19 protein-coding genes and 3 pseudogenes are annotated in these 25,653 nt (G+C 72.0%); 17 read left to right on the top strand and 5 right to left on the bottom strand.

All coding sequences use genetic code 11. From position 1 onward, the window contains the following. The first annotated feature begins 228 nt into the window (after positions 1–228). The 3 genes and pseudogenes from HTV45_RS01100 to HTV45_RS01090 all read left to right on the top strand — a co-directional run. Entirely contained in the window at positions 229–1,296 is a 1,068-nt protein-coding gene (locus HTV45_RS01100) for an iron ABC transporter permease (RefSeq protein WP_251690872.1), read from the top strand. Beyond that, the gene (locus tag HTV45_RS01095; protein WP_308308964.1) at positions 1,293–2,417 is read left to right on the top strand and encodes an iron chelate uptake ABC transporter family permease subunit; all 1,125 of its coding nucleotides are present in this window, start codon (positions 1,293–1,295) and stop codon (positions 2,415–2,417) included. The genes HTV45_RS01100 and HTV45_RS01095 overlap by 4 nt, the downstream gene beginning before the upstream one ends. Beyond that, positions 2,414–2,566, top strand: a pseudogene (locus tag HTV45_RS01090) (ABC transporter ATP-binding protein); the annotation flags it as partial. The gene HTV45_RS01095 and the pseudogene HTV45_RS01090, both read left to right, overlap by 4 nt. A 107-nt stretch (positions 2,567–2,673) precedes the next feature. Here HTV45_RS01090 and HTV45_RS01085 read toward each other — a convergent pair. Beyond that, entirely contained in the window at positions 2,674–3,237 is a 564-nt protein-coding gene (locus tag HTV45_RS01085) for an ATP-binding protein (protein WP_215203631.1), read from the bottom strand. A 267-nt stretch (positions 3,238–3,504) separates the two neighbouring features. On the opposite strand from HTV45_RS01085, the gene HTV45_RS01080 reads away from it, so the two are divergent. From HTV45_RS01080 to HTV45_RS01020, 13 genes and pseudogenes are all read left to right on the top strand, one after another. Continuing rightward, positions 3,505–4,380 carry a helix-turn-helix transcriptional regulator gene (locus HTV45_RS01080; RefSeq protein ID WP_215203630.1) on the top strand — a complete coding sequence of 292 codons (876 nt, stop codon included), beginning with the start codon at positions 3,505–3,507 and terminating at the stop codon, positions 4,378–4,380. 41 nt (positions 4,381–4,421) lie between these two features. Beyond that, the gene (locus HTV45_RS01075) at positions 4,422–5,237 is read left to right on the top strand and encodes an SAM-dependent methyltransferase (RefSeq protein ID WP_215203629.1); all 816 of its coding nucleotides are present in this window, start codon (positions 4,422–4,424) and stop codon (positions 5,235–5,237) included. 28 nt (positions 5,238–5,265) lie between these two features. Next, positions 5,266–5,528: pseudogene (locus HTV45_RS01070) on the top strand (TrmB family transcriptional regulator); the annotation flags it as partial. Positions 5,529–5,723: 195 nt separating this feature from the next. After that, positions 5,724–6,416 carry a response regulator transcription factor gene (locus tag HTV45_RS01065; protein WP_215203759.1) on the top strand — a complete coding sequence of 231 codons (693 nt, stop codon included), beginning with the start codon at positions 5,724–5,726 and terminating at the stop codon, positions 6,414–6,416. A gap of 146 nt (positions 6,417–6,562) precedes the next feature. Beyond that, positions 6,563–6,778, top strand: a complete 216-nt coding sequence (locus tag HTV45_RS01060; protein WP_215203628.1) for a hypothetical protein — start codon at positions 6,563–6,565, stop codon at positions 6,776–6,778. A 717-nt stretch (positions 6,779–7,495) separates the two neighbouring features. Beyond that, complete coding sequence (locus HTV45_RS01055) at positions 7,496–8,536, top strand: nitroreductase family protein (RefSeq protein ID WP_251690870.1); 1,041 nt, start codon at positions 7,496–7,498, stop codon at positions 8,534–8,536. A gap of 117 nt (positions 8,537–8,653) precedes the next feature. Beyond that, on the top strand, positions 8,654–9,904 hold the full coding sequence (locus tag HTV45_RS01050; protein WP_215203627.1) for an MFS transporter: 1,251 nt from the start codon (positions 8,654–8,656) through the stop codon (positions 9,902–9,904). 30 nt (positions 9,905–9,934) lie between these two features. Then, entirely contained in the window at positions 9,935–10,408 is a 474-nt protein-coding gene (locus tag HTV45_RS01045) for a hemerythrin domain-containing protein (protein ID WP_215203626.1), read from the top strand. Between the two features lie 244 nt (positions 10,409–10,652). Further along, positions 10,653–14,336, top strand: a complete 3,684-nt coding sequence (locus HTV45_RS01040) for a nitrate reductase subunit alpha (protein ID WP_215203758.1) — start codon at positions 10,653–10,655, stop codon at positions 14,334–14,336. Next, positions 14,336–16,036 (top strand): nitrate reductase subunit beta, encoded by a 1,701-nt coding sequence (narH, locus tag HTV45_RS01035; RefSeq protein ID WP_215203625.1) that lies wholly within the window; start codon positions 14,336–14,338, stop codon positions 16,034–16,036. The genes HTV45_RS01040 and narH overlap by 1 nt, the downstream gene beginning before the upstream one ends. Beyond that, positions 16,033–16,701, top strand: a complete 669-nt coding sequence (gene narJ, locus HTV45_RS01030) for a nitrate reductase molybdenum cofactor assembly chaperone (RefSeq protein ID WP_215203624.1) — start codon at positions 16,033–16,035, stop codon at positions 16,699–16,701. The genes narH and narJ overlap by 4 nt, the downstream gene beginning before the upstream one ends. Beyond that, positions 16,698–17,465 carry a respiratory nitrate reductase subunit gamma gene (gene narI, locus HTV45_RS01025; protein ID WP_215203623.1) on the top strand — a complete coding sequence of 256 codons (768 nt, stop codon included), beginning with the start codon at positions 16,698–16,700 and terminating at the stop codon, positions 17,463–17,465. The genes narJ and narI overlap by 4 nt, the downstream gene beginning before the upstream one ends. A 764-nt stretch (positions 17,466–18,229) precedes the next feature. Continuing rightward, entirely contained in the window at positions 18,230–20,380 is a 2,151-nt protein-coding gene (locus HTV45_RS01020; RefSeq protein ID WP_215203622.1) for an MMPL family transporter, read from the top strand. Between the two features lie 202 nt (positions 20,381–20,582). Here HTV45_RS01020 and HTV45_RS01015 read toward each other — a convergent pair whose 3' ends face one another. From HTV45_RS01015 to HTV45_RS01000, 4 genes and pseudogenes are all read right to left on the bottom strand, one after another. After that, positions 20,583–22,034, bottom strand: a complete 1,452-nt coding sequence (locus HTV45_RS01015) for a HAMP domain-containing sensor histidine kinase (protein ID WP_215203621.1) — start codon at positions 22,032–22,034, stop codon at positions 20,583–20,585. Then, a complete protein-coding gene (locus HTV45_RS01010) occupies positions 22,031–22,723 on the bottom strand; it encodes a response regulator transcription factor (RefSeq protein WP_308308958.1) in 693 nt (230 codons plus the stop codon). The genes HTV45_RS01015 and HTV45_RS01010 overlap by 4 nt, the downstream gene beginning before the upstream one ends. A 228-nt stretch (positions 22,724–22,951) precedes the next feature. After that, positions 22,952–23,143, bottom strand: a pseudogene (locus HTV45_RS33840) (NUDIX domain-containing protein); the annotation flags it as partial. Between the two features lie 117 nt (positions 23,144–23,260). Continuing rightward, the gene (locus tag HTV45_RS01000; protein WP_215203618.1) at positions 23,261–23,734 is read right to left on the bottom strand and encodes a carboxymuconolactone decarboxylase family protein; all 474 of its coding nucleotides are present in this window, start codon (positions 23,732–23,734) and stop codon (positions 23,261–23,263) included. A 307-nt stretch (positions 23,735–24,041) separates the two neighbouring features. Between HTV45_RS01000 and HTV45_RS00995 the strand changes: the two genes are divergently transcribed. Next, positions 24,042–25,538: a PTS transporter subunit EIIC gene (locus HTV45_RS00995; protein WP_215203617.1), complete on the top strand. Its 1,497-nt coding sequence runs from the start codon at positions 24,042–24,044 to the stop codon at positions 25,536–25,538. Positions 25,539–25,653 lie beyond the last annotated feature (115 nt).

The raw sequence follows: 25,653 nt of genomic DNA, 5'->3' as shown, positions 1-25,653 counted from the left end.
CACCTCCGCGATGGTCAGATGGTTAGGTAAGGCTACTCTGAATAAAAGGGCGCTGGTACGGCGCGCCGGTGCGCCGGTGGTGTGCGCCACCAGCAACCCCCTTTGCCCCGCGGCTCGTTGACCGCCCACTTCACCTTCGGTTAGCCTCACCTAAGCTGAACTCGCGACGCTGTGCGTCTGCCCGGACCCCGCGCGATGTCCGCGAACCACCGCCAGGGGGAGTTGTCGTTGACGATCGAGACCCGGGCGGTGTCCGGGGAGCGGGGCCCGGCCCCGCCCGTCCCCGGAGCGCGGCGCAGGAGTGCCACCCTGCGGGCCCTCGGACTTCTCCTCGCGCTCGGCGCGCTCCTCGTGGCCGGGCTGGTGAGTGTGTGGGTCGGGACGCGGGGCATCCCGTTCACCTCGACGTGGACGCTGCTCTTCCACCCCGACGGCTCGGAGGCGTCGGTCATCGTCCACGACTACCGCATCCCCCGTACGCTCCTCGGGCTGCTTGTCGGTATGGCCCTCGGGCTGTCCGGCGCGCTGATGCAGGCCATGACCCGCAACCCGCTCGCCGACCCGGGACTGCTCGGCGTCAACCTGGGCGCGTCGACCGGAGTCGTGCTGTGCGTCGCGTTCCTCGGAGTGGGATCCGTCCTCGGTCAGGTGTGGTTCGCGCTCCTCGGGGCCGTGGTGGCGACGCTGGTGGTGTACCTGCTGGGCTCCGCCGGACGGGCCGTGGCCACCCCCGACCGTCTGGTCGTCGCGGGGGCGGCCGTCACGGCGGTGCTGTACGCCTTCAACTCGGCGGTACTGCTGCTGCGTCCGCATGCCTTCGACCAGTTCCGGTTCTGGACCGCCGGCTCGCTGGCCGGCCGGACCTTCGAGGTCCTCGAGGTCGTCACGCCGTTCGTCATCGTCGGCGCGCTGCTCGCCCTCTGGCTCGCCCCCGCGCTCAACGCCCTCGCGATGGGAGACCAGCTGGGCCGCGCCCTCGGCGTGCACGTGGTCCGTACACGCGTGCTGGGAGCCGTCGCCGTGATGCTGCTGTGCGGTGCCGCCACCGCCGCCGCCGGACCGATCGGCTTCGTCGGCCTCGCCGTTCCGCATGTGGCCCGGTTTCTCGCCGGACCCGACCAGCGGTGGGTGATGGCCTACTCGATGCTGCTCGCTCCCCTCCTGCTGATCGGCGCCGACGTACTGGGCCGGGTACTCGGAGCACCGGGCGAGATCCAGGTGGGAATCGTCACCGCGTTCCTGGGCGCGCCGCTCTTCGTCGCACTGTGCCGTCGCCGGAAGCTGGTCATGCTGTGAGCCCCGCCCGCCCGGCGGACGCCGCCGAGGGCGCCGCACTCGCCGAGCCCTCGGCCACCGGGGACGCGAAGGCGCCCCGGGTCGTCAGCGGGCTGGTCGTACGGGCCGGGAGAGGAGGTGTCTCGCTGCGCGTCCCGGGCCGGTCCGTGGCCGTGGGCGTGATGCTCTGCGCCGTCCTGGTGACCGTCATGGGCGTCAGCCTGACCACCGGGGACTTCGAACTCTCCGTCACCGAGGTGGTCCGGGCGCTGACCGGCGGCGGACCGCCCGGCGCCGACTTCATCGTCAACACCCTGCGTCTGCCGCGCCTGGTCACCGGGGTGTGCGTCGGGGCCGCCCTCGCCGTCAGCGGCGGGATCCTGCAGAGCCTCACCGGCAACGCGCTGGGCAGCCCCGACGTCATCGGCTTCACCAACGGGTCGGCCGTCGGCGCCCTGACCGTCATCACCGTGCTGCACGGCGGCATGACCCAGATCGCCGTCGGCGCGCTGACCGGGGGCCTCGCGACGGCCGCCGTCGTCAGCCTGCTCATCACCGGCCGGGGACTGCAGGGGTTCCGGCTGGTGGTGATCGGCATCGGGGTGAGCGCGTTCCTCCTGGCCGTCAACTCCTACCTGATCACCCGGGCCACCTTCCAGGAGGCGCTGGAGGCCCAGGCATGGCTCCTGGGCAGCCTCAACAACCGCGGCTGGACCCAGGCCAACGCCATCGCTCTCGCCGTCGCGGTGCTCCTTCCCCTCGCCTTCGCCCTCTCCCGCCGGCTGTCGATGGTGGAGATGGGAGACCTCACGGCGACCGCCCTCGGTGTCCCTGTCGCCCGCACCCGCACCCTGCTGCTCATCGTCTGTGTCGCCCTCGCCGCGTTCGCCACCGCAGTCGCCGGCCCCATCTGGTTCGTCGCCCTGGCCGCCCCCCAGGTGGCCCGCAGACTCACCCGGTCCTCCACACCCGCCCTGGTGCCCACCGCACTGACGGGCGCCGTCCTGCTCACCGCGAGCGATCTGGCCGTGCAGCGCCTGTTCACCGACGCCCTCCTGCCGGTGGGAGCGGCGACCGGCACCATCGGCGGGCTGTACCTCATCTGGCTGCTGGTCTCCGAGTCGCGGAAGAGCCGCGTATGACAGGAACGCCCGCCCCCGCCGCCCGGCTCCGGGCCGAGGACCTGCCCCTCTCCTACGACCGGCGGACCGTGGCCACGGGCCTGGGCCTCGACATCCCCGGCCACTCCTTCACGGTCATCGTCGGGCCGAGCGCCTGCGGCAAGTCGACGACGCGGAGACCGGCACACCGCTGAGGGGCCCCGCCGCCCCGCGGCGGCCCGCCCCCGGCGGTGGCGGCCGGCGCCTCGGGGCGGCCGTCCACTGGGCGGTCCCGCCCTCACTCCGCGCCGGGCGGTACGGGGGCGGACGGAGCCGTCTCCCGGCGAAGTTCGGCCCACACCGTACGCCCGGGCCGCCCCGGACATCCGGTGACCGCCCAGGCGCTGCTCAGCGCGTCGACCAGGAGCAGTCCGCGCCCGTTCTGCGCGTCGGGGCCCGGGCGTCGTAACACGGGCAGTCCGGGACCGCGGGCCTGGTCCTCGACCTCCACGCGGATCAGGGCGGCCGTCAGATGCAAACGGCACACGACGCGGTCACCGGCCGAGTGGGTGAGCGCGTTGGTGAGGAGTTCCGAGGTCACCATGACAGCGTTGTCGCAGACTTCGTCACCGACGTCCCGCGCGGTGAGCAGCTCACGCACACCGTTCCGGGCGACGCGCACGGCGGCCGGGGTTGCGGGCAGGTCGAACGCGCGGGTCTCGCGTACGGGGCGGAGCCCGGAGGCGGGACGGCCGAGGCCGTCCGGCTGGGGGAGTGGAGCCGATCGCCCGCCTCCGGGCGGTCTCGGGGAGAGCTTGTTCCCGGTGTGCCGCAGCGGCATGGACAAGGGGAGCCGAGCCATCTGCGTGGGCCTTTCGTCTGCCGTCGCGCGGGGGGTTCCGTCAGCTCGCGGCCGGGGTCGGCCGACCGGTTTCGCGCGGCCGCCGGGCGGGCCGCGGGGACGTTGCGAACACTTTGGCACCCGCCAACGGCCCCTCGCAACACGCAAGTTGAAAATCGCATCCGGCTGCGGGCATGCTGCTTACGGCAACGCCCGACCGAACGTGCACGCGGTGCCCGGCCGCATGAGACGGTGAGTCGGAGCAACCCAATGCGAGGGGGCGAGCGGGTGGCCGCGGAGACCGACTGGGGCGGTGCCCAGTCCGTGCTGCGCATGATCCTCGGCCGACAGCTGGAGGAGTTGCGCTCCCGGGCCGGCCTCACCTACGAACAGGCGGGTTCCGCCATCGGTGTCAGCCACTCCACCATCCGCCGGATGGAGGCCGCCAAGGTCGCCCGGCTCAGACTCGCCGACGCCGAGAAGCTCCTCCAGATCTACGGAGTGACCGACCAGCAGGAGGTCGACACCTTCCTGAAGTCGGTCCGCGAGGCCAACAAGCGCGGCTGGTGGCACACCTACCGCGATGTCATGCCGGACTGGTTCGCCGCCTATCTCAGCCTGGAGCAGGCGGCCCTCCAGATCCGCGCCTACGAGAGCCAGTTCGTCCACGGGCTGTTGCAGACCGAGGCCTACGCCCGCGCCCTGCTGCGCGCCGACAATCCGCACGCCCCGGACGACGCCACCGAGCGCCGGATCGACCTGCGGATGCGCCGCCAGGAGCTGCTGCTGCGTGAGGAGCCACCGCGGCTGTGGGTGGTGATGGACGAGACGGTGCTGCGCCGGCCGGTCGGCGGAGCGGAGGTGATGCGCGCCCAGCTCCGTCACCTCATGGAGATCCAGCATCTGCCCCAGGTGACGCTGCAGATCATGCCGTTCGCCAACGGACCGCACCCGGCCATGCGGGCCGGCGCCTTCCAGCTCTTCCGGTTCCGGGCACGCGAACTGCCCGATGTCGTCTACCTCAGCGGTCTGGTCGGCGCCGTCTATCTCGACAAACGCGACGACGTCGTGGTGTACCGGGAGGCCCTCGACCGGCTGGGCGCCCAGGCGACGCCCAGCCGAAGAACCGAGGCCGTACTCGGCCGGATCCGCCAGGAACTCTGAGACAGCCGCCCCGACCCACGACGTGCGAAGGAGGCACCGAGGTGCCCGAGAACGGATGGCCGGCCGACCGCATCGACACCGAGAACGCGCATTCCGCGCGGATCTACGACTACATACTCGGCGGAAAGGACTACTACCCCGCGGACCAGGAGGCCGGGGACGCCATGGCGCGGGAATGGCCCGCGATGCAGGTCCACATGCGCGCCAACCGGGACTGGATGAACCGGGCGGTCCGCCGGCTCGTCGGGGAGGCCGGGATACGCCAGTTCCTGGACATCGGCACCGGCATCCCCACCTCCCCCAACCTGCACGAGATCGCCCAGTCGGTGGCCCCCGACGCACGCGTGGTCTACGTCGACAACGACCCCATCGTGCTCACCCTCTCCCAGGGACTCCTGGCCAGTACGCCGGAGGGCAGGACGTCGTACATCGAGGCGGACTTCCGTGACCCGGCGAGCATCCTGGACGCCCCCGAGCTGCGGGAGACCCTCGACCTGGACCGGCCGGTGGCGCTGACTGCCATCGCCATCGTCCACTTCGTCCTGGACGAGGACGACGCCGTCGGTATCGTCCGCCGGTTGCTGGAGCCGTTGCCGGCGGGCAGTTACCTGGCGATGACGATCGGCACGGCGGAGTTCGCCCCCGAGGAGGTGGGACGGGTCGCCCGCGAGTACGCGGCCCGCAACATGCCGATGCGGCTGCGCACCCTCGACGAGGCCCACGAGTTCTTCGAGGGTCTGGAGCTGGTCGAACCCGGCATCGTCCAGGTGCACAAGTGGCACCCGGACGGCGTCGGCGAGAAGGGCATCCGCGACGAGGACATCGCGATGTACGGGGCGATCGCCCGCAAGCCGTAGCGCCGCACGCGCCGGGGCGGTCCGGGCGGACGCCGTCCCGCTGGTCGTGGACGACAGCGGTGCCGTCGCGGGCACCGACGGCACCGGAACGCCCGACACCCTCACCGCCACCGCCACCGACCGCCGACTGCCGGCCCTGCTGGTCGCCGGGTGGCGGACCAGGCGGTCGCCAGCCGGCTGGGCCTGAGCCGCCGCACGGTGCAACGCCGTAGCCAGCGCATTCTGGAACTGGCCGGGGCGGCGACCCGGATGCAGCTCGCCTGGCAGGTCGCGCGACGCGGCTGGCTGTGAATTCCGCGCCGCGCCGCCGCCGGTACCGCGCCCCGCCCGCGGTTCTCGCGTCACCGCCGGGCGGCGGCGCGTACCCCGGGCGGGTACCCACGGGGGCAGAGCCGGGGGAGACAGGGCCGACCGGCCCTGGCCATCAGGCCCTGGACCGGCGAGTATCGTCCCGGAACGGTGTACGCGGACAACGAGGAGCATGTGATGGCGGACGGCGAGCAGCCCGGCCCCGACAACCCGATCCGGGTCTTCCTGCTGGACGACCACGAGGTGGTCCGGCGCGGGGTGCACGACCTGCTGAACGACGAGCCGGACATCACCGTGGTCGGTGAGGCCGCCACCGTCGAGCAGGCGCTCGTCCGTGTCCCCGCCCTGCGCCCCCAGGTCGCCGTCCTCGACGTCCGGCTGCCCGACGGGGACGGCGTCAGTGTCTGCCGCGACCTGCGCTCGCGGATGCCCGACCTGGCCTGTCTGATGCTGACCTCGTTCGACGACGAGGAGGCCCTGCTGGACTCGATCATGGCCGGCGCCTCGGGCTACGTGCTCAAGCAGATCCGCGGCTCCGACCTGGTGACGGCGGTCCGCACGGTGGCCCGGGGCCAGTCGCTGCTCGACCCGAGCGCCACCACCAAGCTGATGGCCCGGCTGCGCGGCGGAGAGCAGAAGGAAGAGGAGCCGGACGCGCTGCCGGGGCTGACCGACCGCGAGCGGGAGATCCTCGCGCTGATCGGCGAAGGACTGACCAACCGGCAGATCGGCCAGCGGCTGTACCTCGCCGAGAAGACCGTGAAGAACCACATCTCCAGGCTGCTGGCCAAGCTCGGGGTGGAGCGCCGCGTCCAGGCCGCCGTGATCGCCACCGAGGCCAGGGACCGCCTGCGCCACGAAGGCCGCTGATCCCGGCGGCCGCCCCGTCCCCGTCGGAGCCCGCTGGTCCGTTGCCTCCGGGCCGCGTACGGACCGCGCCCGGCCGCCCCGGCTGCCCCGCGCCCTGGTTCACGTCGCGCCGGCGACCGGCGGACCACCCCGCGGCGGGTGTCGCCGTGCAGGTAGTAGGTGAGGTACGGGCTGCTCCGGCGGCGCAGGCCGAAGGGCTCGACGCAGTGCTGCTGGAGCGCGTCCGGCTCCTGGGCGGCGAACCAGGCGGTGAACTCGGCCAGATGCCCGGCGCCGGGCGAGGGCTCCATCGTCTCGACGGCGGCGGTGAACACCTGCCGCGCGGCGGCGAGTTCGGCGTCCGGGTACTGCGGCATCAGTGACCACAGCCGCAGCAGGTACGCCCGTCGCTCCGTCTCCCCGGGCGTCAGCGGCGGGGGCGGCGGCGGGAGGAGGGACGGATCAGGGCGCGCAGTGAGGTCGTGGCCGGTCCCCGGCGGGGGCGCCGCCGGAGCGGCGGCGCAGAGTGGGGACACCGGGCATGACGCGGCGGCCGTCACCGGCCTCCGTCTCGTGGTCCCGCCCCCAGCTCTCACCTCCGGTCCCGCCCCGGCTCCGGTCTCGCCCCCGGTCCCGCTCCGGCTCCGGTCTCGCCCCCGGTCCCGCTCCGGCTCCGGTCTCGCCCCCGGTCCCGCTCCGGCTCCGGTCCCGGTCCGGGCTCCGGCTCCGGCTCCGGTCCCGGTCCGGGCTCCGGCTCCGGCTCCGGCTCCGGTCCCGGTCCGGGCTCCGGCTCCGGTCCCGGCCCCAGGGTTCGTGTCCCGGTCCGGGCTCCGGCTCCGGTCCCGGCCCCGGCCCCGGGGTTCGTGTCCCGGTCCGGGCCGCGGTCCCCGTCCCGGCCGAGGTCCCGCCCCCGTCCCGGAGCCCGGCCCGACAGCCACCGCCGGCCGGCTCTCCGCCGTGATCCGGCGAACCGGGCATGGGTCCGCCCGGCGCCGGGGGTGGGCCGTGTGGCCCTCGTCACGCGACGGGCCGCGGGCGCAGAGTGGGAGTACAGGGCAGTCCAGCCTCCACACCGGAGGTTCCCGTACGGAGTGGGAGCCATGACACACACCGACAAGATCAACGCACTCGCGCTGGAGACGCTGCTGGCCGCGGCAGTCGCGGCGCCGTCGATCCACAACACCCAGCCCTGGCGTTTCGGCTTCGACCTCGGCACCCGGTCGGTCACCGTGCACGCCGACCGCGGCCGGTCCCTGGCGCTGGCCGACCCGGACGGACGCGCCCTGTACCTGTCCGCCGGCTCGGCGGTGTTCAACCTGCGGGTCGCGGCGGCCCACCTCGGCTGGCAGCCCGCTGTGCACCTGCTCGCGGACCCGTCCGATCCCGACCTGCTCGCCACCGTGCGGCTGACCGTCCCGGCCGGCGGCCCGCCGGACCTCAGCGCGCTGTACGCGGCCGTGGCCCGGCGGCACTCCAGCCGGATGCCGTTCACCGGCCGTCCGGTGCCCGAGCCGGTCGTCGCCGAGATGGTCGCGGGCGCGCGGGCCGAGGGCGCGCATCTGCATGTCCCGGACATCCTCCACACGCGCCGGCTGCTGCGTGTGACGTCGGCGGCCGAACTGCGCAACGTCGCGGACAAGGCGCGTACGGCCGAGAGCCGCGCCTGGATCGCGCCGCCCGGATCGAGCCCCTACGGCATCCCGTTCACCACGGCCCGCCCGCTGGACGCCGCCGGGCGGATGCCGATGCGTGACTTCGCGGGCCGTCCGCCCGTGCCCGGACGGCCGCGGCTGCGATTCGAACGGCACGCCCAGGTCGCCCTGTTGTGGACCGTCGGCGACCGGCCGCGTGACTGGCTGCGGGCCGGCCAGGCGCTCGAACGCGCGCTGCTGGTGGCCACCGCACACGGAGTGCGGACCTCGCTGCTCCACCAGGCCATGGAATGGCCGGACCTGCGTGAGGCGATGAAGGCCCCCTCCGCCCGGTGGTGCAGTCCCCAGGTACTGATCCGCTTCGGTTACGGCCCCGAGGCCAGGGGAACGCTCACCCCGCGGGCTGAGGCACATCCGGCCGACCGGCGCGCTGGGCATGCCGTTCGGACCTCGCATTCGGGACCGCCGGTCCCAGGCGACGGGGACTGACGGCCCAGCGCGTCAGGGCCCCGCGCGCCCGATAGTGGTCGTGGGAGGCCGGAACACAGCCCGGTACCCGCGGCGCCGACTGAGACGGGCCGCACCGCGACAGGGAGGACGGGCGGCATGCTCCAGCCGTCGAGCAGTTCGAACCGAGCACCGGTACCCGGTGCGGCCGTGAGTGGCCGGGCCTGGCTGATGCTGGCCCTGGCCACCGCCGGTTTCGCCGTGAACTTCTGGGCCTGGGCGCTGCTCAGCCCTCTCGCCCCCCGGCTGCAGGACTCCCTGGGACTGTCGTCGTTCCAGCAGTCGCTGCTGGTGGCCGTACCGGTGATCGTCGGCTCGCTGGGCCGCATCCCGGTCGGCGCGCTCACCGACCGGTTCGGCGGCCGGGTGATGTTCCCGCTGGTTTCCCTGGCCACCATCCTGCCTGTGCTCTATCTGGGCCTGGCCGGGCACTCCTCGTTCGCCGCGCTGCTGGCCGGCGGCTTCTTCCTGGGGGTCGGCGGCACCGCCTTCGCCATCGGCGTGCCCTTCGTCAGCGCATGGTTCCCGCCCGAGCGCCGGGGCCTGGCCATCGGCGTCTTCGGAGCCGGCATGGGCGGCACCGCGATCAGCGCCCTCACCACGGTGAAGCTGGTCGACGCTAACGGCATGGCCAACCCGTTCCTGATCACCGCCGTCGTGCTGGCCGTGTACGCGGCGGTCTCGGCCGTCGTGCTGCGCGACGCCCCCGGACGCACCGTGCCGACCGAGCCGCTGGCCCGGCGGCTGGGCGCCACCGTCAAGCTGGCCGTGACCTGGCAGGCGTCCGCCCTGTACGCGGTGGCCTTCGGCGGATACGTCGCCTTCTCGGTGTACCTGCCCACCTACCTGAAGACCGGCTACAGCCTCACCCAGGCCGACGCGGCCAACCGGATGGCGGGATTCGTGCTGCTGGCCGTGGCCATGCGGCCGGTCGGCGGCTGGCTGTCGGACCGCATCGGCCCGGTGCGGGTACTGAGCGGCTCCCTGGCCCTGGTGGTCGCCGGCGCGCTGGCGCAGTCCTTCACCCCGCCCCTCGCGCCCGTCGGCACCATCGCCTTCCTGGTCATGGCCGCGGCTCTCGGAGCGGGCAGCGGCGCCGTCTTCGCCCTGGTGGCACTGCTTTCCCCGACGAACAAGGTCGGATCGGTCACCGGCGTGGTCGGCGCGGCCGGCGGACTCGGCGGCTTCCTGCCCCCGCTGGTCATGGGCGCCCTGCACGGCGCCTACGGCTCCTACGCCCTGGGCCTGGTGCTGCTGGCCCTGGTGGCCGCGGCCGCACTGGCCTACACGCTGACCGGCGTCCGCCGCGGGATCGAGCGCCGCGTCCCCGTGGCCGCCCGGTCCCACTGACCCGGCACTGCACCGAGACGGAGGCACACCATGTGCGAGTACTGCGGCTGCCAGTCGCTCACCACGATCGATGAACTCACCCGTGAGCACGACGAGGTGGTCGGCCTGATCAGCCACGTCCGGGACGCCCGCCGCCAAGGCGACACCGGCAGGATGGCCGGACTGGCGCGCCGGATCGGTGAGGTGCTCGAACCCCACACCGAAGTCGAGGAGCACGGCCTGTTCCCCGCGCTCGCCGACGACTTCCCCGAGCAGATGGCGGCCCTGGAGGAGGAACACCGGCTCGTCGAATCCGTGCTGGCGGAGGCCGCGGCCGGCACACCGCGCGACGCGGACTGGCCGGACCGGCTCATCCGGACGCTCGACCTGCTGCGCCTGCACATCCTCAAGGAGCAGGACGGGGTCTTCCCCGCCGCGCTCGCGGCGCTGTCCACCGAGCAGTGGGAGGCGGTCGAAGCGGTGCGTGCCCGCGCCGGCACCCGCATGGAGCAGCCGACAGGCTGAGACCGGACCGGCCCGGTCCTCCCCCGTTCGGAGTGAAAGGAGAGTACAAAGGGACTGGCGATCAAAAACATGCACTGATTCCGAATATCTGTCCGATGGTCAGGTAAGGCGAGCCGGTGCGTACAACCGCTGGGTCCCGAGCGGGCATGCCATGGACGCGAGGCGTCCGGGAAGGAGCGACCGCGTGAGCACGGAAGCGAGCCCGACACCGGGGAGGAAGGGCCGGGAGGGCGGTCCCCCGGGCATGGACGGTGAGGTGGCCGAGGCACTGGTCCGCTCACGCCGCTTCTTCACCCGGACCGAGGTCTCCGAGGACCTTCGTTCGATGCATCGCAAGGGCGGCCGTCAGGCGGACGAGTTCTACCGGGACCGGTGGTCGCACGACAAGGTGGTGCGCTCCACCCACGGCGTCAACTGCACCGGCTCCTGCTCGTGGAAGGTGTACGTCAAGGACGGCATCATCACCTGGGAGGCCCAGCAGACCGACTACCCGTCGGTCGGCCCGGACAGCCCCGAGTACGAGCCGCGCGGCTGCCCCCGGGGCGCCGCCTTCTCCTGGTACACCTACTCGCCGACCCGGGTCCGCTACCCGTATGTGCGCGGTGTGCTGCTGCAGATGTACCGGGAGGCCAAGGCCCGCCTCGGCGACCCGGTGGCCGCGTGGGCGGACATAGTCAACGACCCCGAGCGCTCCCGCCGTTACAAACGGGCCCGCGGCAGGGGCGGTCTCGTCAGGGCGTCCTGGGCCGAGGCGGCGGAGATGGCCGCCGCCGCGCATGTGCACACCATCAAGGAGTACGGCCCGGACCGGCTCGCCGGGTTCTCCCCGATTCCCGCCATGTCGATGGTCTCCCACGCCGCGGGGGCGCGCTTCTACTCCCTGCTCGGCGGGGTGATGCTCTCCTTCTACGACTGGTACGCCGACCTGCCCGTCGCCTCGCCGCAGGTGTTCGGTGACCAGACCGACGTACCGGAGTCCGGCGACTGGTGGGACGCCGGATATCTGATCATGTGGGGCTCCAATGTTCCGGTGACCCGCACCCCGGACGCCCACTGGATGGCCGAGGCCCGCTACCGCGGCCAGAAGGTCGTCGCGGTCTCCCCGGACTACGCGGACAACGTGAAGTTCGCCGACGAGTGGCTGGCCGCCCAGCCCGGCACCGACGGCGCGCTGGCGATGGCCATGGGACACGTGGTCCTCAAGGAGTTCTTCGTCGATCGCGCCACCCCGTACTTCACCGACTACGTCCGGCGGTTCACCGACCTTCCCTTCCTGGTCACGCTCGACGAGAGCGGGGAGGAGCCGGGCACGTACACGCCCGGGAAGTTCCTCACCGCCTCCGACCTCGGCGGCGACCACGCCCGCGCCGAGAACGCCGAGTTCAGGACCGTGTTGCTGGACGAGGCCACCGGCCTGCCCGTGGTGCCGAACGGCACCCTCGGCGACCGCTTCGGCGAGTCCGGCGCCGGGAAATGGAACCTCGACCTCGGTGAGACCCGCCCCCTGCTGTCCGCCGAGGGCGGCGACGAGGCCCCGGCCGTCGTCGGACTGCCCCGCTTCGACGCCCCGGACGGCGGCGCCGCACGGCTGCGGCGCGGAGTGCCGGTGCGCCGGATCGCGGGACGGCCGGTCACCACGGTGTACGACCTGCTGCTCGCCCAGTACGGCGTGGCCCGCGAGGGGCTGCCCGGGAACTGGCCCACCGGCTACGACGACGCGGAGGAGCCGTACACCCCGGCCTGGCAGGCCGCGATCACCGGTGTGGACGCGGACCGGGCGGCGCGCATCGCCCGCGAGTTCGCCGCCAACGCCGCGGACTCGCGCGGCCGTTCGATGATCATCATGGGTGCGGGGACCAACCACTGGTTCCACTCCGACACCATCTACCGGGCGTTTCTGACCCTGACCACCCTCACCGGCTGCCAGGGCGTCAACGGCGGTGGCTGGGCGCACTACGTCGGCCAGGAGAAGGTCCGGCCGATCACCGGCTACTCGACGATCGCCACCGCGTCGGACTGGAACCGCCCCGCCCGGCAGATGATCCAGACCGCCTACTGGTACCTGCACAGCGACCAGTTCCGCTACGACCCGTTCTCCGCGGACACCCTCGCGGCGGCCGGGGCCGGGGGCCCGTTCGCCGGGAAGTCCACGGCGGACGTGATCGCGGCCTCGGCGCGGATGGGCTGGATGCCCTCGTATCCGACCTTCGACCGCAACCCCCTCGACCTGGCCGACGAGGCCGACGCGGCGGGCCGCACCGCCGGCGAGCACGTGGTGGACGAACTCAGGGCGGGCCGCCTCGGGTTCGCGGGCGAGGACCCGGACGCACCGGAGAACTTCCCCCGAGTGCTCACCATCTGGCGGGCCAACCTGCTGGGCTCCTCGGCCAAGGGCAACGAGTACTTCCTCAAACACCTGCTGGGCACCGACCACTCGGTACGCGCCACCGAGGCCCCGCCCGACGCCCGCCCCCGGGACGTGGTGTGGCGCGACGAGGCCCCCGAGGGCAAGCTCGACCTGTTGCTCACCCTCGACTTCCGGATGACCAGCACCACCGTCTTCTCCGACATCGTGCTGCCCGCGGCGACCTGGTACGAGAAGTACGACCTGTCCAGCACGGACATGCACCCCTTCGTGCACTCCTTCAACCCGGCGATCTCCCCGCCGTGGCAGACCCGTACCGACTTCGACATCTTCCACACCCTGGCCAAGGAGTTCAGCCGTCAGGCCGCCGGCCACCTCGGCGTGCGCAAGGACCTGGTGGCCGCGCCGCTGCTGCACGACACCCCCGACGCGATGGCCAACCCGCACGGCAGGGTGCGGGACTGGAAGGCGGGGGAGTGCGAGCCGGTGCCCGGCCGCACCATGCCGAAACTGATCACCGTGGAACGCGACTACGGTGCCGTCGCCGACAAGATGGGCGCCCTCGGCCCCCTGCTGGACTCCCTGGGCGCCACCACCAAGGGTGTCACCTTCAAGGTGGACCGCGAACTGGACTATCTGCGGCACAAGAACGGCACCGTGCGTGGCGGAGCCGCCGACGGACGCCCATCGATCGCCCGCGACTCCCAGGCATGCGAGGCGATCCTCGCCCTGTCCGGCACCACCAACGGACATCTCGCCACCCAGGGCTTCCACACCCTGGAAGCCCGCACCGGCACCCGGCTCGCGGACCTGGCCGCCGAGCACGAGGGCAAGCAGATCACCTTCGCCGACACCCAGGCGGCCCCCGTCCCGGTCATCACCTCGCCGGAGTGGTCCGGCTCGGAGACCGGCGGGCGGCGCTACTCGCCGTTCACCGTCAACGTCGAGCGGTCCAAGCCCTGGCACACCCTCACCGGCCGCCAGCACTTCTACCTCGACCACGACTGGATGACCGCCCTCGGTGAACAACTGCCGGTCTACCGGCCACCGTTGAACATGCATGCGCTCTTCGACGAGCCGCGTCTGGGGGAGACGGGCGAACTCGGCGTGACCGTGCGCTACCTGACCCCGCACAGCAAGTGGTCCATCCACTCCGAGTACCAGGACAACCTCTTCATGCTGTCCCTGTCCCGGGGCGGTCCGCACATCTGGATGAGCACCCAGGACGCGGCGAAGGTGGGGGTGCGGGACAACGACTGGATCGAGGCGGTCAACCGCAACGGCGTCGTCGCCGCCCGCGCGATCGTCTCGCACCGCATGCCCGAGGGCACCGTGTACATGTACCACGCACAGGACCGGCTGATCGATGTCCCCCGCACCGAGACCACCGGACGGCGCGGCGGCATCCACAACTCCCTCACCCGACTGCTGATCAAGCCCAGCCATCTCATCGGCGGTTATGCCCAGTTGAGCTACGCCTTCAATTATCTCGGCCCGACCGGCAACCAGCGCGACGAGGTCACCGTCATCCGCCGCCGCACCGACCAGGAGGTGACGTACTGATGCGTGTCATGGCCCAGATGGCGATGGTGATGAACCTCGACAAGTGCATCGGCTGCCACACCTGCTCGGTCACCTGCAAACAGGCGTGGACCAACCGCACCGGCGTCGAGTACGTGTGGTTCAACAACGTGGAGACGCGGCCCGGTCAGGGATACCCGCGCCGCTACGAGGACCAGGAGCGGTGGCGCGGCGGCTGGGAGCTCAACAAGAAGGGCCGGCTCGCACTCAAGGCGGGCGGCCGTTTCAAGAAGCTGATCACCATCTTCGCCAACCCCGTACTGCCCTCCCTGGACGACTACTACGAGCCCTGGACGTACGACTACGAGACCCTGACCAACGCCCCGCTGCAGGAGCACACCCCGGTCGCCCGCCCCAAGTCCCTCATCACCGGCAAGGACATGAAGATCTCCTGGTCGGCGAACTGGGACGACGACCTCGGCGGATCCTCCGAGCACGGCGAGAAGGACGTCCTGCTCAACCAGGTCTCGGAGAAGATCAAGCTCGAGTTCGAGCAGACCTTCATGTTCTACCTGCCGCGCATCTGCGAGCACTGCCTCAACCCGTCCTGTGCGGCGTCCTGCCCCTCCGGCGCGATCTACAAGCGCGAGGAGGACGGCATCGTCCTGGTCGACCAGGACAAGTGCCGAGGCTGGCGGATGTGCGTGACCGGATGCCCGTACAAGAAGATCTACTTCAACCACCGCACCGGCAAGGCCGAGAAGTGCACCTTCTGCTTCCCGCGCGTCGAGGTGGGCCTGCCGACCGTCTGTTCCGAGACCTGTGTCGGCCGGCTGCGCTACATCGGCCTCGTCCTGTACGACGCCGACAAGGTGCTGGAAGCGGCCTCCACCCCCGACGACAAGGACCTCTACGAGGCCCAGCGGCAGGTCTTCCTCGACCCCGACGACCCCGGGGTGGTCGCCGAGGCGGAGAAGGCGGGCATACCGCGGGACTGGGTCGAGGCCGCGCAGCGCTCGCCGATCCACGCCCTGATCAACACCTTCAAGGTGGCGCTGCCGCTGCACCCGGAGTACCGCACCATGCCCATGGTCTGGTACATCCCGCCGCTGTCCCCGGTCGTCGACGCCGTCCGCGACACCGGCCGGGACGCCGAGGACCACGGCAACCTGTTCGCCGCCGTCGAAGCCCTGCGCATCCCCGTCGACTACCTGGCCCAGCTGTTCACCGCCGGCGACCCCGCCCCGGTGGACGCGGTGCTGCGCCGGCTGGCCGCCATGCGTGCCTACATGCGGGACATCAACCTCGGCCGCGAACCGGACGCCTCCATCCCCGGGTCCGTCGGCATGGACGAGGAGCAGATGTACGACATGTTCCGGCTGCTCGCCCTCGCCAAGTACGACGAGCGGTACGTCATCCCGAGCGCCCACGCCGAACAGGCCCACAGCCTCGAGGAACTGGCCACCGAGTGCAGCCTCGACTACGAGGGCGGTCCCGGCATGGGAGGCTCCGGCCCCTTCGGCGAGGCCTCCGGCGGAGCCGCCCCGATCGCGGTGGAGAACTTCCACGCCCTGCGCGACCGGCAGACCTCCGACACCCCCGCGGCCCCCACCGGCAAGGAGGCCCGCGTCAACCTCCTCAACTGGGACGGCAAGGGCAGTCCGCCGGGCCTCTTCCCGCCCGGGACCGGTGACGGCCCAGACAGTCCGGACAGCGACGGGGAGGTCGAACCGAAGCCATGAGGAACAAGTTCCGGATCAGGCCCGCGCACCAGGTCCAGCCCTGGCACACCTACGCCTGGCAGCTCCAGTCCCTGCTGCTGGGCTACCCCGACGAGGACCAGGCAGACCACCTCTCCCTGGCCCGGCGGACGGTCCCCGCGCTGCCCGCCGAGGTGGGCGGACCCCTGCTCCGTTTCGTCGAGCACGCCGAGGACGCCGGCACCGACGCCCTGGCCGCCGCCTATGTGACCACCTTCGACCACCGCAAACGCTGCTGCCCGTACCTCACCTACTACGCCCACGGCGACACCCGCAAGCGGGGCCTGGCGCTGGTGCGCCTGAAGCAGACCTACGCCAGGGCCGGCTGGCGGATCACCGACGACGAACTGCCCGACCACCTCGCCGTCGTCCTGGAGTTCGCCGCCACCGACCCGGCGACCGGCCTGCGCCTGCTCACCCAGCACCGGGCCGGCCTGGAACTGCTGCGCCTCGCCCTCCGCGACGACCAGGCACCCTGGGCCGATCTGCTGGCCTCCGTCTCCGCCACCCTGCCCGCGCTCGCCGGCGACGAACGCGACGCGGTCGCCCGGCTCGCCGCCGAGGGACCGCCCGAGGAACAGGTGGGCCTGGATCCCTACGCGCCACCCGAGTACATGCCCGCCCCGTCCGCCGGAGGCCCCCGATGAGCGCAGCCCAGCAGCACCTCACCCTGGCGGTGGAATCCGGCACCGGCGGCATCCTGCTGTGGGTCGCGCTGCCGTACGTCAGCCTGGCGGTGTTCGTGCTCGGCCACATCTGGCGCTACCGCTACGACAAGTTCGGCTGGACCACCCGCTCGTCCCAGCTCCACGAACGCCGTCTGCTGCGCATCGGCAGCCCGCTGTTCCACTTCGGCGTCCTCTTCGTGCTGCTCGGCCATATCGGCGGTCTGCTCGTCCCCGAGAGCTGGACGGACGCCGTCGGCATCAGCGAGCACACCTACCACGTCCTCGCGGTCGTCGTCGGCACCATCGCAGGCGTCTGCACCGTCGGCGGACTGGCCATCCTGATCTACCGGCGGCGCACCGTCGGCCCGGTCTTCTCGGCCACCACCCGCAACGACAAGGCCATGTACCTCTCCCTGGCCGTGACCATCGGGCTGGGCCTGGCCGCGACCGTGGCGGCGAACATCGTCGGCGGCGGCTACAACTACCGGGAGACCATCTCCCCCTGGTTCCGCTCGATCTTCTACCTGCAGCCCGACCCGGACCTGATGACGGGCGTCCCGGTGCTCTTCCAGCTCCACGCCCTGAGCGCGCTGCTGCTCTTCGCCGCCTGGCCGTTCACCCGGCTGGTCCACATGCTCACGGCGCCGCTGGGCTATCTCACCCGCCCCTACATCGTCTACCGCAGCCGCGATGCCCGGCTCGGCTCCCGCGCCCCGCACCGGGGCTGGGAACGCATCCGGTGACGCCGCCCGTCGTCAGGGCCTTCCCGCGGGCCGGGAGCCCCCGGTGGTACCGCTGAGCAGTACCACCGGGAGTCGCCCGCCCTCAGGCAGACGAGGACGGCCCCTGCTGAGCCAGAGGCCGGGTCCGAACACCTCGTGGTGGATGTCCTCCGGGCCGGCCCTCTGACCGAGCAGGTCACCGCGGACGGCCCGCATGAAGGGCAGCGGCCGCACAGAAGGGCGGTGGCGCCCGCGGGCGGAGCCGGCCGGGTGACGTCCGCGACAGCATGGGTGTGATGCCGATGCCGGCCGAGGCGGGCACGAGCGGGCCGCCGCCCTCGGGCGGCACCTGGCGCCGAAGGGCAGGGACGCCCGCACGAGGTCGCCCGGACGGGCGTCGGCGTGCGTCCAGGACGACACCTCGCCCTCGGGAACCCGGCCGTCGGTGACGCGTTCCCGTTCGACGGCGATCCGCCAGGTCCTGCGGTGCTCGGGCGTATCGCCCACCAGCACGCCTCACCGGGCATCACTCCCGACCAGTACGCCCTGGTGGGGCGGCATCCGATGGGCGAACGCCGCGGCGCCGCGGCCGCGTGGACCGGACGGATCAACACCGTCACCGCCCGCACGGACCGAACGGACGTCGACGCCACCACGCTGGTGCGTAACGCCGGGCACATGGTTCGGCCAACCGGCCTGAGCAGCCCATTAACAGTCGTCTCAGCTTCGCTCAGTAGGAAGAGGCATCCAGATAAGCGATGCAACTCTTATGCAGGAGGCTAGTGATGGCAGTCAACGCAGCGCCGTCCGGGCAAGCGCCGGCCGGCCGGTTGTCGGGCCGGTGGGTGCCATGGCTGGTGATCGGCTTGTGGCTGGTGCTGGCGGCGGGCATGGTGCCGCTGAGCGGAAAGCTGAGCTCGGTCACCACCGACAGCGCCGTGGACACCCTGCCGGCCGGTGCCGAGTCCACCAAGGTGGCGGCGCTGGACGACAGTCTCCCCGGCGGTGAGGACAGCACGTTCGTCTTCGTGTACCACCGGGCCGGCGGCATCACCGCCGCCGACCGCGCGACGGTCGAGAGCCACTACGACACCCTTGCCGAGCGGTACCCGCCGAAGACGACGGAGGCGGCCGGCGAGGACGACGAGGGCTCACCGACGAGCCTCTCCACCGACCGCAAGGCGATGACGTTCACCCTCGATGTGAGCACGGCCCACGGTCCACCGGAGGAGATCGTCGGCCCGTTGCGTGACGCCGCGAAGGACCGCCCCTCCGGTCTGGAACTCGACGTGACCGGCCCGGGCGCGATCGACGGCGACCTGGATGCCGTCTTCGACGGCATCGACGAGCAGGTCCTCCTCACCACCATCGCCGTCGTCACGCTCCTGCTGATCCTCACCTACCGCAGCCCGGTGCTGTGGATCATCCCGCTGGTGACCGTCGGCGCGGCCGCACTGACCTCGATGGGGACCGTCTACCTGCTCGTCAAGGGCTTCGGCATCGTGGTCAACGACCAGAACTCGGCGCTGCTGACGATCCTGGTGTTCGGCGTCGGCACGGACTACGCGCTGTTGCTCATCGCCCGATATCGGGAGGCACTGCACCACCATGAAAACGTCCGGGTCGCGATGGTCCACGCGCTGCGCGGCGCGGCGCCGGCCATCGTCGCGTCCGCGGCCACCGTGGTCGCCGGCCTGCTCTGCCTGCTCGTCGCGGACCTGAACAGCACCAGCGGGCTGGGCCCGATCGGCGCGGCCGGCATCCTGTGCGCGCTGGTGGCCATGCTGACGCTGTTCCCGGCGGTGCTCGTGGTGCTCGGCAGGCGGATCTTCTGGCCGGCCATCCCGCGGTTCAGCACGGCCGTGGTGGAGAAGCCGGGGCTGTGGGGACGGCTCGGCACCGCCATCAGCCGCCGCCGGTGGGTGGCGACGCTCGGCTCGCTCGGAGTCCTCGGCGTGCTCGCCCTCGGGCTGGCGGGCAACACCGGCGCCCTGCGGGAGCAGGACCAGTTCCTGTCCGCGCCGGAGTCGGTCACCGGCTTCACCGTTCTCCGCCAGCACTTCCCGGAGCTCGGCGGCCAGCCGATGACGGTCTTCACGCGGCCGGCGCACCAGGAGCAGGTGCTCGACGTCGTCAAGGACACGCGAGGCGTGGCCATGGCCGTCCCGGAGCAGACCAGCGGTGGCTGGGCCAACATCTCGGTGTTCCCGAAGGACGCGCCGGACACCGCCGCGGAGTACGACACGATTCTGCGGGTGCGCACCGCCGTGCACGCGGTGAGCGGGGCGGAGGCGATCGTCGGCGGGCCGAGTGCGGAGAACCTCGACACCGAGGTGACCACCAAGCGCGACGAGAAGCTGGTGATCCCGCTGGTGCTCGTCGTCGTCCTGATCATCCTCGGACTGCTGCTGCGCGCGGTCCTGGCCCCGCTGGTCCTGATGTCCACCGTGATCGTCTCGTTCGCCGCAGCCTTCGGCGGCAGCGTGTTCGTCTTCGACACGATCCTCGGGTTCAAGGGCATCGACTATTCGGTGCCGCTGCTGGCATTCCTGTTCCTGGTGGCGCTCGGCGTCGACTACAATATCTTCCTGACCAGCCGGGCCCGGGAGGAGACCGCGCGTCTCGGCACCAGAGAGGGCATGCTCAAGGCCCTCTCGGCCACCGGTGGCGTCATCACCTCGGCAGGCCTGGTCCTGGCGGCCACGTTCGGGGTCCTCGTCACACTCCCGCTGGTGATGCTGGTCGAGGTCGGATTCCTGGTCGCCTTCGGCGTGCTGCTCGACGCCCTGCTGGTGCGGTCGGTCCTGGTGCCCGCCCTCACCCTGCTGCTCGGCCGCCGGATCTGGTGGCCGAGCCGGCTGTCCCGGCCGGCGGCGGAGCTGCCGGCCGGTCAACAGCCGCTCGCCGACGACGAGGAGCACGCGCTGCAACGGTGAGCGCGGCGGCACGGACGACATCCGGGACGGGGACCCAACCCCGTCCCGGATCTTTCCATGGGCCGACGGTCGCCGCTTCGGTCCCGCGCCGCGCCGGCGGACGCTGGGGCCGGCGCACCGCGGTGTCCTGCCCCGGCGGTGAGCCGCGCGATGCCATGCCCGGGGGCCGGTCCCCCGACCCGCGCCGCGCCACCGGGGAGGGTCAGCACGCCGTGGTGTCCTCCCCGGCGGTGAGCCGCGCGATCGGGGCGGGCGGGGCCGCGGCCGGAAGGCAGACCCGAAGCAGCGCGCCACCGCGTGCGGAGCGGGCGACGGTGGCCCGGCCGCCGTGGGCGTCGACGACCCGCTGCACGATCGACAGCCCCAGACCGGATCCGGGCAACGCCCGGGCGCTGTCGGCACGGTAGAACCGGTCGAACACCCGCGGTACGTCGGCGGCGTCGATGCCCGGCCCGGCGTCGTCGACCTCGAGTACCGCCGACGCGCCCTCGGCACGGAGCCGGACATGGACCGGCCGGTCCGCGGGGGACCACTTGCCGGCGTTGTCGATGAGGTTGAGCACCGCCCGCTCGAGCGCAGCGGGACGCCCGCTCACCCACACCGAGGTCACGTCGAGCGCGACCTCGATGTCGGGCACGCGGGAACGCGCCCGGGTCGCGGCGGCCAGCACCACGTCGGCGAGGTCGAGAACCTCGGTGCTCTCGTCGCTGACGTCACCGCGCGCCAGGTCGGTCAGCTCGGCGACAAGGGTGCTCAACTCGGCCGCCTGGGCACCGAGATCGTTGAGCAGCCGGGTCCGGCTCTCCGCCGGCAGTGCGCTGTCCAGGGTGCCGCGCCGGTCGAGCCGCATCAGCAGCTCCACGTTGAGGCGCAGGCTGGTGAGCGGGGTCTTGAGCTCGTGGGCGGCGTCCTCGGCGAGCAGCCGCTGGGCCTGCCGGGAGTCCCGGAGCGCGGTGAGCATGTCGTTGATCGACTGGATCAGCCGCCGGATCTCCCCACCGCCCTCATCCGGGATGTCGGCGTCGAGATCCCGGGTGTGCGCGACACGTACCGCGGCGGCGGTCAGCCGGTCGATCGGTGCCAGCCCGGTCCGCGCCACGGTCCGCCCGACAAGGGCGCCGCCGACCACGCAGAGCAGCCCGATCAGCAGCATGCCGAACCCGAACCGGTTGATCGGGCTGTCGTCGACGGCGCGGGCCACCTGGACCGCGCCGTCGCCCGCCCGCAGCGTGTAGACGGCGTAGCCTTCTTCGTCGCTGTCGTTCGACTCCATCAGGTCGGCCGACGCGCCCCGCGCCACGCGCCCGGCGTGCTCGCTGACCGGGGGCAGCGCGGGTTGGCCGGCCGGCGTCCGGATCGAGCCGTCGGGCAGGATGACCCGCACCAGCCGACCGGACCCCGGATACGGCGGTAGCTGGACCTCTGCCAGACCGGCGCGCTCCGCGCTCGTCGCCAGGACGCGGGAGTCGGCGCGCAACTGCTCCTCGGCGGTGTCCCGCAGTTCCCGGTCCAGTAGCTCGCTGGCCACCTGGAAGGCCGCGAACACGCTGACCGCGATGGCCGTCGCCGCGATCACCGTCAGCCTGGTCCGCAGGGACCGCAGGCGCCACCATCGGGTCAGCCGGCGCGGTTCCCGGCCGGCGGGCCCGCTCATGGAGGAGTCTCCCGCAACGTGTATCCCAGGCCGCGCAGCGTGTAGATCAATCGCGGCTCACCGTCGGCCTCCAGCTTGCGGCGCAGGTAGCTCACGTATACCTGGAGGTTGTTGGCGGTGGAGCTCATGCCGAAGCCCCAGATCGCCTCGAACAGCGCGTCGCGGGTCACGACCCGGGTCGCGTTGCAGACGAGGACCTCCAGGAGGGAGAACTCGGTCCGGGTCAGGTGCAGTGGCCGCCTGCCACGCCACGCCTCGAACCTGTCGGGATCGAGCCGGACGTCGGCGAACGACAGGATCTGTGACTCCTCGTCGGTCGGCGTGCGCCGGCGCAGCAGGGCCCGCACCCGGGCCAGCAACTCCTCGGTGGCGAACGGCTTGGGCAGGTAGTCGTCGGCGCCCGCGTCCAGCCCCGCGACCCGGTCGGAGACCTGGTCACGGGCGGTCAGCATCAGCACCGGCAGATCCCGGCCCGCGGCCCGCAACCGCCGGCAGGTCTCCAACCCGCCGAGGCGGGGCATCATCACGTCGAGGAGCAGCAGATCCAGCGTGTCACCGCCGGCCCCGCCGACCCCTTCGAGCACGGCGAAACCGTTGGCGACGGTGCTCGTGTCGTAACCCTCGACCTGGAGCACCCGCTCCAGCGACTCACGGATGGCCACGTCGTCATCCGCGATCATGATCCGCACGCCGGCCCGCCCCCTTCCAGTCGATGTTTTTGCCGCTCATTCTCCCCGGTCAACCTGAGGCCAGGATTAGAGCGTCGCTGGGGACCGCGCTCTTACGGATGCCTGAGAAACGGAACCTACCTCGGCTCATGAGCAGGGGAGGACCAGATGACCAGCGTCACCCGGCAACCAGTCAGCGGATCCTCCGCGGCGGTCACGGGCGCTCGGCGTCCCCAGGTGGCTCCCGCGCCGCGCGGCGGCGGTCTCGAAGCTCACCCCGGGGTCCACCTTGCCGCCGGGAGGTTCCCACCGGCCGTCATGACCGAGACCCAGCGGGACCCGGCCGGCCCCGGCGAGGCCGGCCAGGCCGGCTCCGGACGGGCTCCGCGGTGCGGGGCGGGCTCGTTCGGGGCGCTCGGGGCCCTGTTCGTTCGTGTTCACCGGCCCGTTCCACACCGGGCCGTTCCACACCGGGCCGTTCCACACCGGGCCGGGGCACGCCCTTGCCCCGGCCCGTACGTCCCGGGCCGGGGGAGAAGGGGGAGGGACAGGTGCCTCTCAGCCGAACTGGCCGGGCTGGTAGTCGCCGGCCGGCTGCTGGTTGATGACGTTGATGCGGTTGTAGGCGTTGATGACGGCGATCAGCGAGATCAGCGCGGCGAGTTGGTCCTCGTCGTAGTGCTTGGCCGCCTCCGCCCAGGCCGCGTCCGTCACCCCGCCGGCGGCGTCCGCGATGCGGCTGCCCTGCTCGGACAGCTCCAGGGCCGCGCGCTCGGCTTCCGTGAAGACCGTGGCCTCCCGCCAGGCGGCCACCAGATTGAGGCGCGACTGTGTCTCGCCCGCAGCGGTGGCGTCCTTGGTGTGCATGTCGGTGCAGAAACCGCAGCCGTTGATCTGACTGGCGCGGATCTTGACCAGTTCCTGGGTGGTGACGGGGAGCGTCGAGTCGTGCACCACCTTGTTCGCCGAGTTGATGTGCTTGAGGACCTTGCCCGCGAGGGAGTTGCCGAAGAAGTCGATGCGCGCGTCCATGCCGTGAACCTCCTGCTGCCGTTGGCCGTTGGGGCGTACACCCTGATGACCGGGCCGGCCCGCGGAGTGTGACAGCCGCCGGATGTGACGTGCGCCGCATGGGCGGTGCGCGGGACACCGGCAGGGTGAACCGCCCGGCTCCGCCCCGCAGGTGCGGTGGGCGGCAGGTGAGCGCCGTCACGGAGGGCACTTGACGCGTGCGATCTCTGAAAATATCTTTCACCCGCAGGTGAAACCGCCGAAAGTAAATTTCCGAGCCGCAGCCGACCGACGTGCCGACCCCCTCACAGCAAGGCATGACCGCACCATGAGCGAAGAGAACAAGCACCACGCCACCGCTGCCGCCCTCCTCCCTCTGGTCGGAGGCGCGGACAATGTGACGTCGGTGGCCCACTGCATGACCCGGCTGAGGCTGGGGCTTCGGGACCGGTCCCTCGTCCAGGACGATCGGCTCAGGGCACTGCCGGCGGTCCTGGGGGTCGTGGAGGACGACACCTACCAGATCGTGCTGGGACCGGGCACGGTGGCGCGTGTCACCCCGGAGTTCGAGTCCCTGGTCGAGGAGGAGCGGGGCGCGGCCGCACCGGACCCCGGGGCCGGCCCCGTGACGGCCGAAGGGCTCGCGGCGCAGGGAGCGGCGCTCCGCGCGGAGCGGAAGGCGAGGAACGCGACACCGTTCAAGCTGTTCCTGCGCCGGATCGCGAACATCTTCGTGCCGCTGATCCCCGCGCTCATCGGCTGCGGCATCGTCGCGGGCCTGAACGGACTGCTCGTCAACCTGCACTGGCTGCCGGGCGTGACCCCGGCCCTGGCCGCCATCGCCTCCGGGTTCATGGCGCTGATCGCCGTGTTCGTCGGCTACAACACGGCCAAGGAGTTCGGCGGGACACCGATCCTCGGCGGCGCCGTCGCGTCGATCGTCGTCTACGCCGGAGTGGCCGAGGTGGAGGCGTTCGGCCAGCACCTCTCGCCGGGGCAGGGCGGTGTACTGGGCGCCCTGGGTGCCGCGTGGCTCGGCGTGTACGTGGAGAAGTGGTGCCGTCGCCGGGTTCCGGAGTCCGTCGACGTCCTGGTGACACCCACCGTCACGGTGCTCGTGGCCGGACTGGCGACTCTGTTCGGACTGATGTTCCTGGCCGGCGAGGTGTCCACCTGGATCGGTGACGCCGCCGACTGGCTGCTGACCCACGGCGGCGCGGGCGCCGGGTTCCTCCTCGGCGGCCTCTTCCTGCCGCTGGTCATGCTGGGTCTGCACCAGGCTCTGATCCCCATCCACACGACCCTGATCGAGGGAGCCGGCTTCACCGTCCTGCTGCCGATCCTCGCGATGGCGGGCGCGGGACAGGTCGGTGCCGCGATCGCCATCTATCTGCGCCTGCCCCGCAACACCTCCATCCGCACCACCGTCAAGTCGGCGCTCTGGCCCGGATTCCTCGGCGTCGGGGAGCCTCTCATCTACGGCGTGTCGCTGCCCCTGGGACGTCCGTTCATCACCGCGTGCGCGGGCGGCGCCTTCGGCGGCGCGTTCGTCGGTCTCCTCAACCAGCTGGGCACGGACGTGGGTTCCACCGCGATCGGCCCCTCGGGCTGGGCGCTCTTCCCGCTCCTCGACGGCGGCCACGGCCTCGGACGGACGATCGCCGTCTACGCCGCAGGCCTGCTGGTCGGCTACGTGGCGGGCTTCCTCGCCACCTACTACTTCGGCTTCACCAAGAACATGCTCGCGGAGCTGAACGCGGCGCCGGACACTCCGGCGGACGAGCGCCCGCCCGCTCCCGCGGCCCGGATGACCGAGAAGGTCTGACCGGACCGCGGGCGCCGGCCCCCGCCCTGCCCCGGGCGCTCGTCCTCACTCGCGGACGAGCGCCCGAGGCGACTGTGCGTTTCACCAGGTCGTGGCCGGTTCGGGCTGCCACCGT

It is taken from the genome of Streptomyces sp. CHD11 (assembly GCF_018638295.1).
GTDB lineage: Bacteria > Actinomycetota > Actinomycetes > Streptomycetales > Streptomycetaceae > Streptomyces.
This window is presented reverse-complemented; position numbering and strand designations above follow the sequence as displayed.